This is a genomic window from Pseudomonas sp. HMWF021, assembly GCF_003061005.1.
Taxonomy (GTDB): Bacteria; Pseudomonadota; Gammaproteobacteria; order Pseudomonadales; family Pseudomonadaceae; genus Aquipseudomonas.
Genome location: NZ_QAIK01000052.1, coordinates 1 through 16,274, shown reverse-complemented (window position 1 = coordinate 16,274; position 16,274 = coordinate 1). Strand labels below are relative to the sequence as shown.

Annotated in this window: 14 protein-coding genes; 5 read left to right on the top strand and 9 right to left on the bottom strand. The window is 60.8% G+C overall.

Going from position 1 to position 16,274, the window contains the following annotated elements; translation table 11 throughout:
* Positions 1–77: 77 nt before the first annotated feature.
* Together DBR18_RS06645 and DBR18_RS06640 are read left to right on the top strand one after the other, a co-directional pair.
* The gene (locus DBR18_RS06645) at positions 78–2,483 is read left to right on the top strand and encodes a glucose/quinate/shikimate family membrane-bound PQQ-dependent dehydrogenase (protein ID WP_108589747.1); all 2,406 of its coding nucleotides are present in this window, start codon (positions 78–80) and stop codon (positions 2,481–2,483) included.
* A 104-nt stretch (positions 2,484–2,587) separates the two neighbouring features.
* The gene (locus DBR18_RS06640; protein WP_108589746.1) at positions 2,588–3,877 is read left to right on the top strand and encodes a carbohydrate porin; all 1,290 of its coding nucleotides are present in this window, start codon (positions 2,588–2,590) and stop codon (positions 3,875–3,877) included.
* 110 nt (positions 3,878–3,987) lie between these two features.
* Here DBR18_RS06640 and DBR18_RS06635 read toward each other — a convergent pair whose 3' ends face one another.
* From DBR18_RS06635 to DBR18_RS06595, 9 genes are all read right to left on the bottom strand, one after another.
* Positions 3,988–4,233, bottom strand: a complete 246-nt coding sequence (locus DBR18_RS06635; RefSeq protein WP_108589745.1) for a hypothetical protein — start codon at positions 4,231–4,233, stop codon at positions 3,988–3,990.
* Positions 4,234–4,368: 135 nt separating this feature from the next.
* Positions 4,369–6,228 carry an ABC transporter ATP-binding protein gene (locus tag DBR18_RS06630; protein WP_108589744.1) on the bottom strand — a complete coding sequence of 620 codons (1,860 nt, stop codon included), beginning with the start codon at positions 6,226–6,228 and terminating at the stop codon, positions 4,369–4,371.
* 106 nt (positions 6,229–6,334) lie between these two features.
* The gene (locus DBR18_RS06625; RefSeq protein WP_108589743.1) at positions 6,335–7,945 is read right to left on the bottom strand and encodes a gamma-glutamyltransferase family protein; all 1,611 of its coding nucleotides are present in this window, start codon (positions 7,943–7,945) and stop codon (positions 6,335–6,337) included.
* Positions 7,946–7,969: 24 nt separating this feature from the next.
* Complete coding sequence (locus DBR18_RS06620; protein WP_108589742.1) at positions 7,970–9,061, bottom strand: polyamine ABC transporter substrate-binding protein; 1,092 nt, start codon at positions 9,059–9,061, stop codon at positions 7,970–7,972.
* 20 nt (positions 9,062–9,081) lie between these two features.
* Positions 9,082–9,861, bottom strand: a complete 780-nt coding sequence (locus DBR18_RS06615) for an amino acid ABC transporter ATP-binding protein (RefSeq protein ID WP_108589741.1) — start codon at positions 9,859–9,861, stop codon at positions 9,082–9,084.
* Between the two features lie 2 nt (positions 9,862–9,863).
* The gene (locus DBR18_RS06610) at positions 9,864–10,640 is read right to left on the bottom strand and encodes an amino acid ABC transporter permease (RefSeq protein WP_007967116.1); all 777 of its coding nucleotides are present in this window, start codon (positions 10,638–10,640) and stop codon (positions 9,864–9,866) included.
* A gap of 11 nt (positions 10,641–10,651) precedes the next feature.
* Positions 10,652–11,458 carry an ABC transporter substrate-binding protein gene (locus DBR18_RS06605; RefSeq protein WP_108589740.1) on the bottom strand — a complete coding sequence of 269 codons (807 nt, stop codon included), beginning with the start codon at positions 11,456–11,458 and terminating at the stop codon, positions 10,652–10,654.
* A gap of 79 nt (positions 11,459–11,537) precedes the next feature.
* On the bottom strand, positions 11,538–12,206 hold the full coding sequence (locus tag DBR18_RS06600) for a GntR family transcriptional regulator (RefSeq protein ID WP_108589739.1): 669 nt from the start codon (positions 12,204–12,206) through the stop codon (positions 11,538–11,540).
* Positions 12,207–12,474: 268 nt separating this feature from the next.
* Positions 12,475–13,386, bottom strand: a complete 912-nt coding sequence (locus tag DBR18_RS06595; protein ID WP_108589738.1) for a LysR family transcriptional regulator — start codon at positions 13,384–13,386, stop codon at positions 12,475–12,477.
* A gap of 101 nt (positions 13,387–13,487) precedes the next feature.
* On the opposite strand from DBR18_RS06595, the gene DBR18_RS06590 reads away from it, so the two are divergent.
* The 3 genes from DBR18_RS06590 to DBR18_RS06580 form a co-directional block, all read left to right on the top strand.
* On the top strand, positions 13,488–14,348 hold the full coding sequence (locus DBR18_RS06590; protein ID WP_108589737.1) for a type 1 glutamine amidotransferase domain-containing protein: 861 nt from the start codon (positions 13,488–13,490) through the stop codon (positions 14,346–14,348).
* 167 nt (positions 14,349–14,515) lie between these two features.
* Positions 14,516–15,349, top strand: a complete 834-nt coding sequence (locus DBR18_RS06585) for an oxidoreductase (RefSeq protein ID WP_108589736.1) — start codon at positions 14,516–14,518, stop codon at positions 15,347–15,349.
* 24 nt (positions 15,350–15,373) lie between these two features.
* Positions 15,374–16,274: AraC family transcriptional regulator (locus DBR18_RS06580; RefSeq protein WP_108589735.1), on the top strand; the 901-nt coding region annotated here is incomplete at its 3' end.

Sequence of the window (16,274 nt, the reverse complement as noted above, 5' to 3'; positions counted from 1 at the left end):
ATCATGCTGAATTAGTGATTTAACTAGGTAGTTACCTATCTATATAATGCAGGCCTCATTTCAACGGGACATTCAACGTGAAGCAGAGTCAGCGCCTCTCGGGCATATCAAAATTCATTCTGGTCGGGCTGGGGGTGATCATCGCCCTGCTCGGCCTGGCACTTGCGGCTGGCGGAGTGAAGCTGGTCAGCCTGGGAGGGTCGTGGTACTTCCTGGTGGGCGGTCTGGTGATGGCTGTTTCCGGCCTGTTGATCGCTCGCTTCAAGCCTGCCGGTGCGTGGTTGTTCGCCGCGTTTCTGGTCGGAACCGCGATCTGGGCGGTAAGCGATGCCGGGCTGGTGTTCTGGCCGGTGTTCTCGCGACTGTTCATGTTCAGCGCCGTGGGGCTGGCGGTGACGCTGGTCTATCCGCTGCTCAAACGCGCCAATGGTGGCGTGCCAGGTCGCGGCGCCTATGGCGTTGCTGCGGTGCTGGCCGTGGCGCTGGCTGTGGCCGCCGGCAACATGTTCGTTGCGCACCCGACCGTTGCCGCGACCGGCACTGGCCCGGGGCTGACTCCGGTGGAGCCTGAGAAAGCAAAGAAGGACTGGGCGCATTACGGCAATACCGAAGGGGGTAGCCGCTTCGCTGCGCTGGATCAGATCAACCGTAACAACGTCGACAAGCTGCAGGTCGCGTGGACCTACCACACCGGCGATGTCGCCGAAAGCGATGGCAACGGCGCCGAAGACCAGCTCACCCCGCTGCAGATCGGCAACAAGGTGTTCATCTGCACCCCGCACAACAACCTGATCGCACTGGATGCCGACACCGGCACGCAACTGTGGAAAAACGCGATCAACGCCCAGTCGAAAGTCTGGCAGCGTTGCCGTGGCATGGCCTATTTCGATGCCACCAAGGCCATCGCTCAGCCCGTCAATTCCAGCATCATCGAAGCCAAACCGGTGCAGGCTGCCAACTGCCAGCGCCGCCTGCTGACCAACACCATCGACGCTCGCCTGATTGCGGTCGATGCCGACACCGGCGAGTTCTGCCAGGGTTTCGGCAACAACGGCCAGGTTGATCTCAAAGCAGGTCTGGGTGATGTCCCGGACAGCTACTACCAACTCTCCTCCGCGCCTTTGATGGCTGGCACCACCGTGGTGGTGGGCGGTCGTGTTGCCGACAACGTGCAGACCGACATGCCCGGCGGCGTGATCCGTGGTTTTGACGTCATGACCGGCGCCATGCGCTGGGCGTTCGACCCGGGAAATCCGCAGGATAAAAAGGCACCGGCCGACGGCAGCACCTATGTGCGTAGCACGCCGAACAGCTGGGCGCCGATGTCCTACGACCCGGCAACCAACGCCGTGTTCCTGCCGATGGGCAGCTCGTCCACCGACATTTATGGCGTCGAGCGCAGCAAGCTCGATCACACCTACGGCGCCTCGATCCTGGCGCTGGATGCCACCACCGGTGAAGAGCGCTGGGTGTTCCAGACCGTGCACAACGATCTGTGGGACTTCGACCTGCCAATGCAGCCGAGCCTGATCGACTTCACCAAGGACGGCAAAACCGTTCCGGCGCTGGTCATCGGCACCAAGGCCGGGCAAATCTACGTGCTCGACCGCGCCACCGGCAAACCGTTGACTGATGTTAAGGAAGTACCGGTCAAAGCCGCCAACATCCCCAACGAGCCGTATTCGCCAACCCAGCCAAAATCGGTAGGCATGCCGCAGATCGGTGCTCAGCACCTGACTGAATCGGACATGTGGGGCGCCACCCCGTATGACCAACTGCTCTGCCGCATCGATTTCAAATCGATGCGCTATGACGGCCTGTACACCGCGCCGGGCACCGACAAATCCCTGAGCTTCCCGGGCTCGCTGGGCGGCATGAACTGGGGCAGCATTTCCACTGACCCGGTGCACGGTTTCATCTTCGTCAACGACATGCGTCTGGGGCTGTGGATTCAAATGATCCCGTCGCAGAACAAGGCGCAAGCCTCGTCCGGTGGTGAAGCGTTGAACACCGGCATGGGCGCGGTGCCGCTCAAAGGCACCCCGTATGCGGTTAACAAGAACCGCTTCCTGTCGGTGGCCGGCATTCCGTGCCAGGCGCCGCCGTTCGGCACGCTGACCGCCATTGACATGAAGACTCAGAGAGTCGCCTGGCAAGTTCCGGTCGGCACCGTTGAAGACACCGGTCCACTGGGCATCCGCATGCACCTGCCGATCAAGATCGGTCTGCCGACCCTCGGCGGCACCCTGTCTACGCAAGGTGGCCTGATCTTCATCGCCGGCACCCAGGATTTCTACCTGCGCGCCTTCAACAGCGGCAATGGTGAGGAAGTGTGGAAAGCGCGTCTGCCGGTCGGCAGTCAGGGCGGCCCGATGACCTACGTTTCGCCGAAAACCGGCAAGCAGTACATCGTCGTCACCGCCGGCGGTGCACGTCAGTCGACAGATCGTGGCGACTACGTGATGGCCTACGCCTTGCCGTAAGCCGCAGTGCCCGTGGCAACCACGGGCGTTTGTTGTTGAGCGCGGCACCTGAGGGTGCCGCGCCGCTTTCCGATACCGCTACAGATTTGAGCAGGAAAACCTCCATGTTTCGTTTTACCCGTAACGGCTGGCTCAACGGCGTGCTGCTGGGCCTGACCTGCAGCGCCACCCTGCCCGCCTTCGCCGATACCGATTCGAACGTGTTCACGCGCAATACCCTGACCGGCGACTGGGGCGGCCTGCGCCACCAGATGGACGAAGAAGGCGTCAGGTTCACCGGCGATTACACCGGTGAAATGGCCTACAACGCCGACGGCGGCCTGCATCGTTCGGCGCGCTACTCGCAGAACATCAAGCTGGGCGTCCAGTTCGATCTGAGCAAACTGTACGGCGCGGACAACGCCGGCAAAGTACAGCTGACCATCAATGACCGCCGCGGCAACAGCGCCTCCGAAGACCTGGTCGGCAACCGTCTGCCGATCCAGGAAAACTACGGCGGCCTCTACACCCGCCTGACCGAACTGAGTTACGAGCGCAGCCTGTTCACCCCGGCGCTCAACGTGAAGCTGGGTTACATGGCCATGGGCAATGACCTCGGCGGCCTCGACAGCGGCATTCTGTGCAACTTCATGAACGCCGGTTTCTGCGGCCACCCGCTGAACATGTCCGGCGGCAGCGGCTGGACCAACTACCCCAACGCGCACCTGGGTGTGCGGGTGAAGTACGACCTATCGCCGTCGTGGCAACTGCGCGTAGCGGCGTTCAACGTCGACCCGGAAAGCAACGGCAACTCCAGCCGCGCCTGGCATCTGGGCCCAAAACACACCACCGGCACCGTGGTGCCGATCGAGCTTGTGTACAAGCACGCCGGCGAACTGCCCGGCGAATACAAGCTGGGTTACTACTACGACAGCTCTGATGTAAAACGCATCGGTAGCGACAAGGAAGTGTCCGGTCGTGGCGGCCATTACCTGCTGATCGATCAGGCCGTGTGGCGTTCGCCATCGTCCGAGGGGCGCAGTCTGCATGCATTCGGCCAATACTCGGCGGCCAGCGAAGCGGCGTCGCCGTTCAGCAAGTGGTATGGCACAGGTCTTGTACTGTACAAACCGTTCGAAGGTCGCCCGCGCGACACCGTCGCTCTGGGCTACGGTCGTGCCGTGCCCAACCCGCGCAGCCGCGACGTGCAGCAGGACGCCGCGCAGGCCAACGGCACGCCGTTCCCGAATCTGGACAGTGGCGAACAGTTGATCGAACTGGGCTACGGTTATCAGGCCACGCCTTGGCTGACACTGCGCCCGAACCTGCAATACATCATCGAGCCGGGCGCGTTTTCCGGGCAGGACATCGATAATGCGCTGGTGTTCGGGTTGCAGGTAAAAGCTGCGCTCTGAGTCATCGACCGGCCTGGCGCCAGGCATGAAAAACCCGACATAAATGTCGGGTTTTTTGTGTCTTCGCCAATCATCAAGCCAGGGCATAAAGCCCTGGCGAATAACCGATCTCACTTTTTCTTTTTCGCAGGCTTGTCAGCCTTTTTGGCTTCCTTGGCCTTTTCAGGCTTGCTATCGGCTTTCTTTGCCGACTTCTTGGGTTCTGCATCTTTCTTCTTGTCTTTCTTGTCCTTGTCGGAAGACTTTGAAAGCGCCGAAGCTGCCGCGGATTTCTTGGTCGATGATGACTTCTTGTCCTTCAGATCCTTGCTGGCTTTCGAAGCATCATCTTTGCCTTTCTTCTCGTCTTTAGCCACGCTGACCACCTCTCGGAGTGTGCCGGTATTGACACGACGCCTGTGCAATTGACCACAAGCTGATCATTAGGCGTGCGTCTCGGAGCGGGGTTCAGATTATTTGGAGACTGCGGCGCATTTGTGCGCCGCCCTCATTCACGCCTGATCCAGTGCCTCGATCACGCCGTTGTCTTCACCCAGAAACCCGCCACTCTGGTGTTGCCACAACCGCGCATACACGCCGTTCTTCTCCAGCAGTTCGCTGTGCGTGCCCTGCTCGATGATGCGTCCGTCGTCCATGACAATGAGACGATCCATGGCCGCAATCGTCGACAGTCGATGGGCAATGGCGATCACGGTCTTGCCCTGCATCATTTCATCGAGGCTTTCCTGAATCGCCACTTCGACTTCCGAGTCCAGCGCACTGGTGGCCTCGTCTAACAGCAGGATCGGCGCGTTCTTGAGCATCACCCGGGCAATCGCCACCCGTTGGCGCTGGCCGCCCGACAGCTTGATCCCGCGTTCACCCACCAGCGTGTCGTAGCCGGTATGGCCCTGGCGGTCGCTGAGTTGGCTGATGAACTCGTCGGCCTGGGCATTGGCGGCTGCACGGCGGATTTGCGCGTCGGTGGCATCCGGCCGGCCGTAGGCGATGTTGTCGCGGATCGAACGGTGCAGCAGCGACGTATCCTGCGTGACCATGCCGATGGCGCTGCGCAGGCTGTCCTGGGTCACGTGCGCAATGTTCTGACCATCGATGCGGATCTCGCCGCTGTCGACGTCATAGAAACGCAGCAGCAGGTTGATCAAGGTAGATTTGCCGGCACCGGAGCGCCCCACCAAACCGATTTTTTCACCGGGGCGGATGCTCAGGCTCAGGCCGTCGAGCACCTGACGTTCGCCACCGTAGTTGAACTTCACCTTGTCGAAGGTCACCGCGCCGCCGGAGGTCACCAGTACGCCGGCATCCGGTGCGTCCTGCACCTTGGTGCCCTGGGTCAGGGTCGCCATGCCGTCCTGAACGGTGCCGATGCTTTCGAACAACGACGTCATCTGCCACATGATCCAGTTCGACATGCCGTTGATCCGCAACGCCATGGCGGTGATCGCGGCCACCGCACCGGCGCCGACATCGCCCTGATGCCACAGCCACAGGGCGTAACCACCGGCGGACATGATCAACGCCACCACCAGGGCCTGATTGACGATCTCGAACAGGCTGACCAGACGCATCTGGCGAAAACCGGTCAGCTTGAAATCTTCCATCGCCGCCCGCGCGAAGTGCGCTTCGCGATTGGAATGGGAGAACAGCTTGACCGTGGTGATGTTAGTGTACGCGTCGGCGATACGCCCGGTCATCATCGACCGCGCATTGGCCTGCTCCTGGCCGACCTTGCCCAGGCGCGGCACGAAGTACCACATGGCCAGCCCGAACAGCATGACCCACGCCAGAAACGGCAGCATCAGCTTCAGCGCAAAACCGCCGGCCAGGGCAATGATCGCGATGAAATACACGCCGATCCCGGGCAGGATCTCGATCATGGTGAACAGCACGTCACGCACCGCCAGCGCGGTCTGCATGACCTTGGTCGTGACCCGGCCGGAGAACTCGTCGGAGAAAAAAGAAAGGCTTTGCCGCAGCATCAGCCGATGGAAATCCCAACGCAGACGCAACGGCAAATTAATCGCCAGAATCTGGTGCTGAACCATGGTGCGCAACGCTACCAGCCCGACACTGAGCACCATGACAATGCCCATGCCCCACAACACCCGGCGCTCCTGCGCGGCCGCCTCACCACCGGCCTGCCAGGTCGAGAGCAGGTCCACGACCTGACCGAGGAAGGAAAACAGCCACGCTTCATAAATCGACACAGCGGCGCTGAGCAACGCCAGCGCCAGCACGTAGCCGCGTGCACCCCGGGTACAGGCCCAGAGAAATTTAGCCAGGCCGTTGGGCGGCGGTGGCACTTCGTCAGGCGGGAAAGGGTCGAGTCTTCGTTCAAACACACGAAGCATGGTGGTCTCCAAAACAGTCAAGTCAGGGAGATTCTGCCACCGATCGGATCCCGGGAGGTCTTTGTGAAAAAGTGTGTGCTCCTGACCTGACGAAAGCCTGCCATGTTTACCAGGCTGCGATATGCGCATCCGCCCGCGGTTCAGTCCCGCCACACAGCACACCCGTCACCGGGTCACGCAGGATGATCTGTCCGCGCCCGTAATCCGTCAGGTCACTGGCGATCTGCACCTCGTGCCCGCGCCGTGCCAACGCATTCGCCAGATCCCTCGAAGCGCCCTGCTCGATGCCGACCTTCATGCCGCCCAGCCATTGCCAGCGCGGCGCGTCCAGCGCCGACTGCGGGTTCAGGCCGAAATCCACCAGGTTCATCACCATCTGCACATGCCCTTGTGGCTGCATGTAACCGCCCATCACGCCGAACGGCCCCAGCGCCTGGCCGTCCTTGGTGAGGAAGCCGGGGATGATCGTGTGGAAGGTCTTTTTGCCCGGAGCCAACGCGTTGGCATGCTCGGGATCAAGGCTGAATTCCTGGCCGCGATTCTGCAGGGCAATGCCGCTGTCCGGCAGCACCACGCCTGAGCCGAAACCGTGGTAATTGCTCTGAATGAACGAGACCATGTTGCCCTGCCCGTCCGCCGTGGCCAGATACACCGTGCCACTGGCATGGGGATCGCCCGGCTTAGGCGGTTGCGCCTGCTCGCCGATCTGCGCGCGGCGTCGGGCGCTGTAGCCGTCACTCAACAGATCGGCCACCGCCACGCGCATGTGCAGCGGATCGGTGATGTAGTGCAGCCCATCGCTGTAGGCGAGCTTCATCGCCTCCAGTTGACGGTGCCAGGTCTGTTGGCTGTCACGGTGATCGAAGTCGAAGCCCTCGAGGATTTTCAACGTCATCAACGCGACCAGCCCCTGCCCGCTCGGCGGAATTTCCCAGACATCCACACCCCGGTAATTGACGTGGATCGGCTCCACCCACTGTGCGCGGTAATGCTCCAGATCCGTGGCGCGCAGATAGCCGCCCGTTGCCCGTGAATGCGCATCCAGGCGTTGCGCCAGCGCGCCGCGATACAAGCTTTCGCAACGGCTCGCCGCCAACTCTTCAAGGGTTCTTGCCTGCGCCGGGTTACGGAAAACTTCCCCAGCCTTGGGCGCGCGACCATCAATCAGAAAGGTATCGAACCAGGCCTGCAGCACTTCATCACGATGCGGGCCGAACTCATCCAGCGCGATCTGCCATTGATGGGCAACCACCGGCGACAGCGGAAAACCGTCTCTGGCCAGACTGATCGCCGGTTGCAGCAGATCGGCAAATGGCAGCACGCCAAACCGTTGCGACAGCTCGGCCCAGGCGGATGGGCAGCCGGGCACCGTCACTGGCGTCCAGCCATACAGCGGCATTTGCTCATGGCCGGCCGCTTTCACCGCATCGATGCTCAGACTGGCCGGGGCATGCCCGTTGGCATTGAGGCCGTGCAACTGATCCTTGAACCAGACCAGCGCAAACGCATCGCCGCCCAGGCCGCATCCTGTTGGCTCGACCACAGTCAGCGCCGCCGCCGTGGCGATGGCGGCATCGATGGCGTTGCCGCCCTTCTGCAACATCTCGATGCCGGCCTGTGCGGCCAGAGGCTGAGACGCTGCAACCATGCCACGACGGGCGAACACGCTTTGGCGTTGCGACGGATAGGGATATTCGTGAGCAGAGAATTTCAACATGGCAAAGGCTCTTCAAATCAGAATTCATTGGCCGGACTTGATCCGGTTCCATTCGCGGGTAATCAGACGCTGGATGTTTTCCGGCAGATCGGCGGAGACGAAGGCATGATTGATCACCTCGTCAGTCGGGTAGATCCCCGGGTTGCCGCTGACTTTGCTATCCATCAGCGCCGTGGCGTCCTTGTTCGGATTGGCGTAGCCGACGTAATCGCTGACCGGCGCAATCACCTCAGGGCGCAACAGGTAATTGATGAACGCATGGGCGTTGGTGACGTTGCCGGCGTCCTTGGGGATCGCCAGCATGTCGAACCAGAGGTTCACGCCTTCCTTGGGAATCAGGTAGCGGATGTCGATGTTTTTGCCCGCCTCGCGCGCCCGGGTCTGGGCCTGCATCACATCACCGGAATAGCCGATCGCCACGCAGATGTCGCCGTTGGCGAGGTCGGCGGTGTACTTCGACGAGTTGAAATAGGTCACCGAGGGCCGCAACGTCATCAGCAGTTTGGAAGCCTGTTTGTAGTCGTCAGGCTTGACGCTGTTGGGGTCCAGCCCGAGGTAAAGCAGGGCCTGGGGGATGATCTTTACCGGTGCATCGAGGAAGGCCACGCCGCAGCTTTTCAGTTTGGCGAGGTTCTGCGGGTCTAACACCATCGACCAGGAATCCAGCGGCACATCCTTGCCCAGCACGGCGCGGACTTTCTCTTCGTTGTAGCCGATGCCCACCGTACCCCACATGTACGGTACCGCGTATTTATTGCCTGGGTCGGCAGCCTGCAGACGCTGCATCAGACGCGGATCGAGGTGCTTCCAGTTATCCAGCAATTCGCGTTGCAGTGGCTGATAGGCGCCGGCGCGAATCTGTTTCGACAGAAACTGGCTGGACGGCACCACCACGTCATAGCCCGAATGCCCGGAAAGCAACTTGGCTTCGAGCATTTCATTGGTGTCGAAGATGTCGTACTGAACCTTGATCGCGTTGTCTTTCTCGAAATTCTTCAGCGTGTCGGGACCGATGTAATCGGACCAGTTGTACACCTTCACCACCGAGTCGGCGGCTTGAAGCATGGGCACCACAGCGGCGCAGCACAGCGCCGCGAACAAGCTCGATAAACGCATCGTCAAAATCCTTGTGAAGTTCACAGCACGCGGCTGAGAAAGGCCTGGGTTCGGGGATGGGTGGGACGGCTGAAAATCTGTTCCGGCGGGCCTTGTTCGATCAGTTCGCCCTGATCGAGCACCACTACCCGGTCGGCCACCTCGCGGGCAAAGCCCATTTCATGGGTGACCACGACCATGGTCATGCCTTCCTCAGCCAGCTCCTTCATGACCTGCAGAACCTCGCCGACAGTTTCCGGGTCGAGGGCGCTGGTGGGTTCGTCGAACAGCATCGCCTGGGGCTTCATCGCCAGTGCCCGCGCGATTGCTACCCGTTGCTGCTGACCACCGGAAAGCATCGACGGGTAATGCCCGGCCTTGTCCGCCAGCCCGACTCGCTTGAGCAATGCGTGCGCCTGATCCAGCGCAGCCTGGCGCGGCACGCCCAGTACCTGAATCGGTGCTTCGATGATGTTTTCCAGCGCGGTCATGTGCGGGAACAGGTTGAAGCGCTGAAACACCATGCCGATGTCCCGGCGCTGGCGGGCGATATTACGTTCCGAATCGCGCACCAGGCTGCCGTCCGCCCGGGTGCGATAACCCATGGGCCGGCCGTTGACCCGGATCTCTCCGCCCTGAATGTCTTCGAGCAGATTGATGCAGCGGATAAACGTGGTTTTGCCCGAACCCGAGGCGCCAATCAGTACCACCACTTCGCCGCGTCGTACTTGCAGGGAAATGCCTTTGAGAATCTGCAGGTCACCGAAGGCCTTGTGAATGTTCAGCGCCTCGATGATCAGCTCGTCACTTTGCTGCGCCATGATCAACGTCCCCTCAGCAGTTTCAGAGTGCTGCGACCGAACATCCGGCTGGAGGCCGGCGGTGGCGCAGAAGGTCGGTCGGATTGGCCGAAACGGTTTTCCAGCCAGCGCTGAAAGAAGCCCCACAGCGTGGTGAGCAACAGGAAGTAGATCGCCACCACCAGGTACAGCTCGAACACCCGAAAGGTCGCCGAAGTAACCATTTGCGTGCTGAGCAGCAGCTCCTGCACGCCGATCACGCTGACCAGCGTGGTGTTTTTCAGCATCACGTTGAACTCGTTACCCAGCGGCGGCACGATCACCCGGAACGCTTGCGGCAGCACGATGCGGCGCATCAGTTTGGCGAAGGTCATGCCCAGCGAGCGGCCGGCCTCGTACTGGCCCTTGTCCACGGCGCCGATACCGGCACGGATGATCTCGGCCATGTACGCGCCTTCGTTAAGGCCCAGGGCGATGATCGCCGCCTGGATGTTGCCGGGCACCACCAGCCCGAACAGCTCAATGTCTTCGAAGCGAAAAATCCCGCCCGCCGCCAGCGCGGTGTAGAGGAAAACGATCTGCACCAGCAACGGTGTGCCGCGCATCAGCCACACATAAAAGCGCACTGGCAGATGCAACAACGGGTTCTTCGACAAGCGCAGCAGCGCGGCGGCCAGCCCCAGTACACATCCGAGCAACATCGCCAGCACACTGATCAGGCACGTCAGCCACAGGCCGGTGAGGTACACGCCGCTGGGCTGCAACAGGTACTGCCAGAACACATCCCAATTGAAGTTCATCAACGCTTACCTCAATCGAGTGTGTCGCTGGAGACGTGCCACTTGTTCAGGAGCTGGTTGTAGCTGCCGTCGTTGCGCATGTCGGTGATGATCTGCTGCACGGCGGCGCTCAGTTGCGCGTCGTCCTTGCGAATGCCCAGCCCGGTGAGGATCCGGCTGAAGGCCGGCACGCCTTCCTCGAACAGGTCCGGCGCCATCGCCGCGTAATAGCCGGCGGTTTCTACGGTGGTGCCGTAAGCGTCGACCTGACTGATGCGCAGGGCCTGGAAGGCATCGGTGTCGGTGTTGTAGACCACCAGTTTCATCGGTGGCTTGCCAGCCTTGCTCAGGCTTTCATTCTCGGTGTCGAGCAGGGTCTTGATGGTCGAACCATTGAGCACCGCGATCTTGTGGCCGCTCAGATCCTGCAGGGTTTTCAGCGCCTTCGGATTGCCCTTGGGCACCACCACCGCCTGACTGGAATACATGTAGTTGACGATGTCGATCACCTCGCGGCGCTCGGGTTTGTCGAACAACTGGTCAACGATCATGTCGCACTGTTTGGCGAGCAAGGCCGGGAGCAATCCGGAGAACGGAATCACCCGCCAATCGACCTTCTTGTCGCCCAGACGTTTGGCGATTTCCAGGCCCAGATCGACGGTCAGGCCTTTGGGCTTTTGCGCCTCATCGAAGGACACCAGTGGCGGCGAGTCCATGCCGGAGCAATAGGTGAGTTTGTCGACCTTGACCAGACGCTCCGGCACCGTGGGTGCGGCAACCGCCCACTGCGTACAGAGTCCGAGGGATATTGCAGCCAGTAACAGGCGAGACGTATGCATGACCAGACACTCCAGTTCGGTTAGTAACGGGGCAGTACTCAAAGTCAAAACATCGGCGGACTCGTGTTCCGCTCTGTGGTTATTTTTCCGATTGCAAAAATTTGATCAGTTCGGGGACGGTGCCTTCGATGTGCTCGCGCACCACGGCCTCGGCCTTGCTGGCGTCGCCGGCACGAATCGCATCGAGGATCATCTGGTGTTCCTGGCGCGCACTCAGGGGCTTTTCGATGTGCTGCAGCCAAAGGCGCATGGGGGCTTCGATCAGCGAATAGAGAGCGCCGATCTGCTTGAGCAGCCGTGGGCGATCGCTGAGGCTGCACAGGTACTCATGGAACTTGCGATGCCGACTGACCCATGCCGCACTCTCTTCGCGGTAGTCGTCCATTTCATCGAGAAGGCGCTCCAGCGCGGTCAACTGGCGCTCGCTGATCTTGGGCACCGCGATGCGAATCGCCAGGCCTTCCAGCGCACTGCGCATCTCGAACACTTCGTGCATTTGCTCGACGTCCAGACCGCTGACCACCGCGCCGCGATTGGGCCTCAGCGTCACCAGACCCTGCGCATCGAGGCGGCGAAAGGCTTCACGCACGGGCATGCGGCTCATGCCGATTTCACTGGCGATGTCCTCGGCGATCAGCCGGTCGCCCTTGCGGTAACGACCACCACAGATGCCCTCCAACAAAAAGTTGTAGGCCTCTTCCTCGGCGGTCATCGGTTGACGCTGATCGAAGGCAGGAGCGAATTGCATGGCAGCACCTTTTGTATTTTTGTATCCAATTATCCACGGATACAAAAAGAGCACGATGCATGCCAGATTCTGTTCAAGTCAGCCAAGCGCCTGATTCGAAAGATTTAATCGGCAGAACGGCGATAAGTCCCTGCCGGGCAGGGCTCGAGATGTGCTACCCGATGGCCCATTGCGAGCCCCGCAAAGGTGCAGATCGGTAGCTGAGTAACACTCACCCTGCGGGGCGTTTTATTGCGTCACCACCCAGCGTGGCAGCACGCAATCAACATCACGTTTCATCTGCCATCTCCTGAGTCAGAAAGTCGATCAGCGCCCGGGACGCCGCCGACAATTGACGATGGGGCGGGAAAATCACCGAGAACGGTCGGGATCGACCTGCGGCGTGTTCGAGTATCGGGATCAGGCGTGCGCTTTGAATCCGTTCCCGGACAATAAAATCGTAGGTCTGGCAAATACCCATACCGTGCTCGGCCAACGAAACGGTGCCGAGAACGTCATCAGACACTTGCACACTCGTCTGAGGTATCCACTCGCGGTCAACGCCATGCTCGCGGAAGAGCCAGGGCCCGACCCGGCCGGTGCTGGGCATTACAAATGACAGGCAGGCATGCCCGGCCAGTTCATCGACGCTGCGCGGGATGCCGGCACGCTGCAGGTAATCCGGTGAGGCAACCACACACAGACTCGCGTCCTCAAGCTTGCGTCCAATCAGGCCGCTATCGGGCAATGGCCCAAGGCGAATAGCCAGGTCGTACCCTTCGGCCACCAGATCCACATTGCGATTGCTGATGCTCAGTTCGATGCGCACCTGCGGATAATGGCGATTGAAACGAGAGAGTAATGCCGGCAGCCGGTAATGCCCGTAAGTGGTCGGGACACTGAGTCGTACCCGACCGCTCAACGTTCCTTCCTGCCCGAGAATCGCCCGCTCTGCGTCATCGATCAGCGAGAACGCCGTACGGGACTGTTCCAGGTACAGTAAACCCGCATCAGTCAGGCTCAGGCGTCGCGTGGTGCGCCGCAGCAACTGAACGCCAAGACGCGTTTCCAGACGCGAAATCGCCCGACTGACCACCGATGGCGTTGTTCCCAGTGACACGGCACCCGCGCTCAATGAGCCTTTCTCCACCACGGTGACGAAGACCTCCACATCTGCAAGATAATCGAATCGTCGGCTCACCTTTACCTCCAAAGAACAAGTGATGTTCGCGCGAGCCAGTTTATCGTCTGCATGGGCATGAATACAGTTGTCGCCACTCTCATCCACTGCCCGGAATTCCCATGCGCCCCATTACCCGAATCGCTTTGGCAATGACCCTTTGCACTGGCGCCTTCAACGCCCAGGCCAGCAATGTACTGGTCGTGTTGTCTGACTCCGACCACCTCGACCTCAAGGACAATAAAGTCTTTGCGACCGGTTTCTACCTGAACGAATTGATGCAACCGGTGAAGCTGCTGCTCGACGCCGGGCACTCGCTGACCTTTGCAACTCCGACGGGAAAGGTGCCCACACTCGACCAGTCGTCAGATGACAAGATGTATTTCAACAACGATGTCGCGGCACTGCAGGAGCACAAGGCGCTGCTGGAGAAACTGCGGATCACCGCGCCGGGCCAATCGCCGGTCATCAGCCTGTCGCGTGTCGAACAGATCGGCTACGAACATTTCGATGCGGTCTACGTACCCGGCGGCCACGCTCCCATGCAGGACCTGCTGCACAGCGCAGCGTTGGGCAAGCTGCTGAACAACTTCCACGCCAACAACAAGACCACTGCCCTCGTCTGCCATGGGCCAATCGCCTTGCTGTCGACGCTCAACGACCCGACAACCTTCACCCGCCAGCTCGAGACTGGCAGCCAGACCACGGCCGCCGGTTGGGCCTACGCAGGCTACAAGTTCACGGTCATCAGTAATCAGGAGGAAGAACTCGCCAGGGGACTGTTGAATGGCGGCGCGATGAAGTTCTATCCACAAACGGCGCTGGAAAAGGCCGGGGGCATTTTCAGCAGCAACGCGGCGCCATGGACGTCTCACGTCGTCACTGACCGCGAGTTGATCACCGGCCAGAATCCTGGCTCGGCGCTAGATGTGGGCAAAGTCATCCTCGAACGGCTCAAGCCCCTTGACCCGCCGAAGAGCTGATTCTTTCTGTTACCGCGCCGCTCAATGAGCGGCGTTTTTATGGGTTGGAGCGCAATTTCTCCAACAGGCCTGCCAATAGGATCAGGCAATCCTCGCAGACAAACCGGCATACCCCTCTCGCTCCAGGCTGCCTACCATGGCCTCTCACTTATCCGTCGGAGATTGCCATGCACAGCAGCAAAACCCTGTTCATCACCGGTGTCAGCAGTGGCTTCGGCAGCGCGCTCGCGCAGGAGGCCCTCAATGCCGGTCACCGGGTGATCGGCACCGTGCGCAATGACGCTGACCTGAAGTCGTTCGAGGCGCTGTCAGCAGATCGGGCACACGGGGTGTTGCTCGACGTCACCGATTTCGATCACATCGACAGCGTGATCGCCGACGTCGAAGCCACGCTGGGGCCGGTCGATGTGCTGGTGAACAACGCCGGTTACGGGCATGAGGGCGTTTTCGAGGAGTCACCGCTGGCGGAAATGCGGCGACAGTTCGACGTCAACGTGTTCGGCGCGGCAGCGATGATCAAGGCGTTCGTGCCGTACTTCCGGCAACGCCGCGCCGGGCACATTCTGAACATCACTTCGATGGGCGGCACCATCACCATGCCCGGCATCGCCTATTACTGTTCGAGCAAGTTTGCTCTCGAAGGGCTCTCCGATACGCTGAGCAAGGAGTTGCAGCCTTTCAACATCTTTGTCACGGCGGTGGCGCCCGGTTCGTTTCGTACAGACTGGGCCGGGCGTTCGATGCAACGCACAGCGCGCAGCATTGCCGATTATGACGCCAGCTTCGACCCCGTGCGCAAGGCCCGCGAAGAGAAAAGCGGCAAGCAGTTGGGCGATCCGCGCAAGGCTGCGCAAGCCATGCTGCAACTGATCGCCAGCCCTGCGCCGCCCGCGCACTTGCTATTGGGCAGCGATGCGCTGAATCTGGTGCGCGATAAACTGCAACGCAGTCTCAGCGAAATCGAGCAGTGGGAAACCCTGACCCGCTCGACCGATGGCTGAGTCCCGGCACAGAGATCAATGCCCATGAGTCCATCCGATCCGTACACCGCGCGCATGGTGCAGTTGCTTGAACAGCTCGCGCCGCTGGAGGGCTACAACCTCAGTGCGCTGGAGGACGTGCGTTTTCTGCGCTCGAATCGGCCGCTGAGCAACACCCCGGTGCTGTATGACCCGGGCATCGTGATTCTCTGTCAGGGGCGCAAGCGCGGTTATCTGGGTGATGACGTCTACGTCTATGACGCCCAGCATTATCTGGTGGTATCGGTGCCGGTGCCGTTCACCATGGAAACCGAGGCCAGTGCGGCCGAGCCGATGCTCGCGGTGTACATGCGCCTCGACCTGCAATTGGCCAGCGAGTTGATGTTGCAGGTCGACGAGGTGTTCGGCCCCAGCGAGGCTGCACCCAAAGGCATGTACGCCTCGCCGATGGATGATCCATTGCGCGCCTCGACCCTGCGTTTTCTCGAAGCGATGAGCGATCCCGGCGACGCGCAGATCCTCGGGCCGGCGCTGGTTCGGGAGATCTACTACCGGATCCTGACCGGTGCCCAGGGCGGTTCGATGCGTGCGGCGCTCCAGCAGCAAGGGCATTTCGGCAAGGTCAGCCGGGCGATCCGGCGGATCCACAGCAGCTATGAGCAACGTCTCGACGTCGAGTCCCTTGCCGAGGAAGCGGGGATGAGCGTACCAAGCTTTCATGTGCATTTTCGCAATGTCACCGACTCATCGCCGATGCAATACCTCAAGGCCACGCGTTTGCATCAGGCGCGCTTGCTGATGCTGCATGGCGCCATGCCCGCCGCGACGGCAGCGTTCAACGTCGGTTATGAAAGCGCCTCGCAGTTCAGCCGCGAATTCAAGCGCTTCTTCGGCCGCACGCCGCTGGCCGAGGTCGCATGGATGAAGGCCACGTATGCCCTGCCCC

Coding starts and splice junctions, on each gene's coding strand:
- DBR18_RS06615 (WP_108589741.1), bottom strand. CDS start 9,861: ATGGCGCAGCAAAGTGACGAGCTGATCATCGAGGCGCTGAACATTCAC.
- DBR18_RS06630 (WP_108589744.1), bottom strand. CDS start 6,228: ATGCTTCGTGTGTTTGAACGAAGACTCGACCCTTTCCCGCCTGACGAA.
- DBR18_RS06605 (WP_108589740.1), bottom strand. CDS start 11,458: ATGCATACGTCTCGCCTGTTACTGGCTGCAATATCCCTCGGACTCTGT.
- DBR18_RS06590 (WP_108589737.1), top strand. CDS start 13,488: ATGCGCCCCATTACCCGAATCGCTTTGGCAATGACCCTTTGCACTGGC.
- DBR18_RS06585 (WP_108589736.1), top strand. CDS start 14,516: ATGCACAGCAGCAAAACCCTGTTCATCACCGGTGTCAGCAGTGGCTTC.
- DBR18_RS06600 (WP_108589739.1), bottom strand. CDS start 12,206: ATGCAATTCGCTCCTGCCTTCGATCAGCGTCAACCGATGACCGCCGAG.
- DBR18_RS06625 (WP_108589743.1), bottom strand. CDS start 7,945: ATGTTGAAATTCTCTGCTCACGAATATCCCTATCCGTCGCAACGCCAA.
- DBR18_RS06620 (WP_108589742.1), bottom strand. CDS start 9,061: ATGCGTTTATCGAGCTTGTTCGCGGCGCTGTGCTGCGCCGCTGTGGTG.
- DBR18_RS06640 (WP_108589746.1), top strand. CDS start 2,588: ATGTTTCGTTTTACCCGTAACGGCTGGCTCAACGGCGTGCTGCTGGGC.
- DBR18_RS06610 (WP_007967116.1), bottom strand. CDS start 10,640: ATGAACTTCAATTGGGATGTGTTCTGGCAGTACCTGTTGCAGCCCAGC.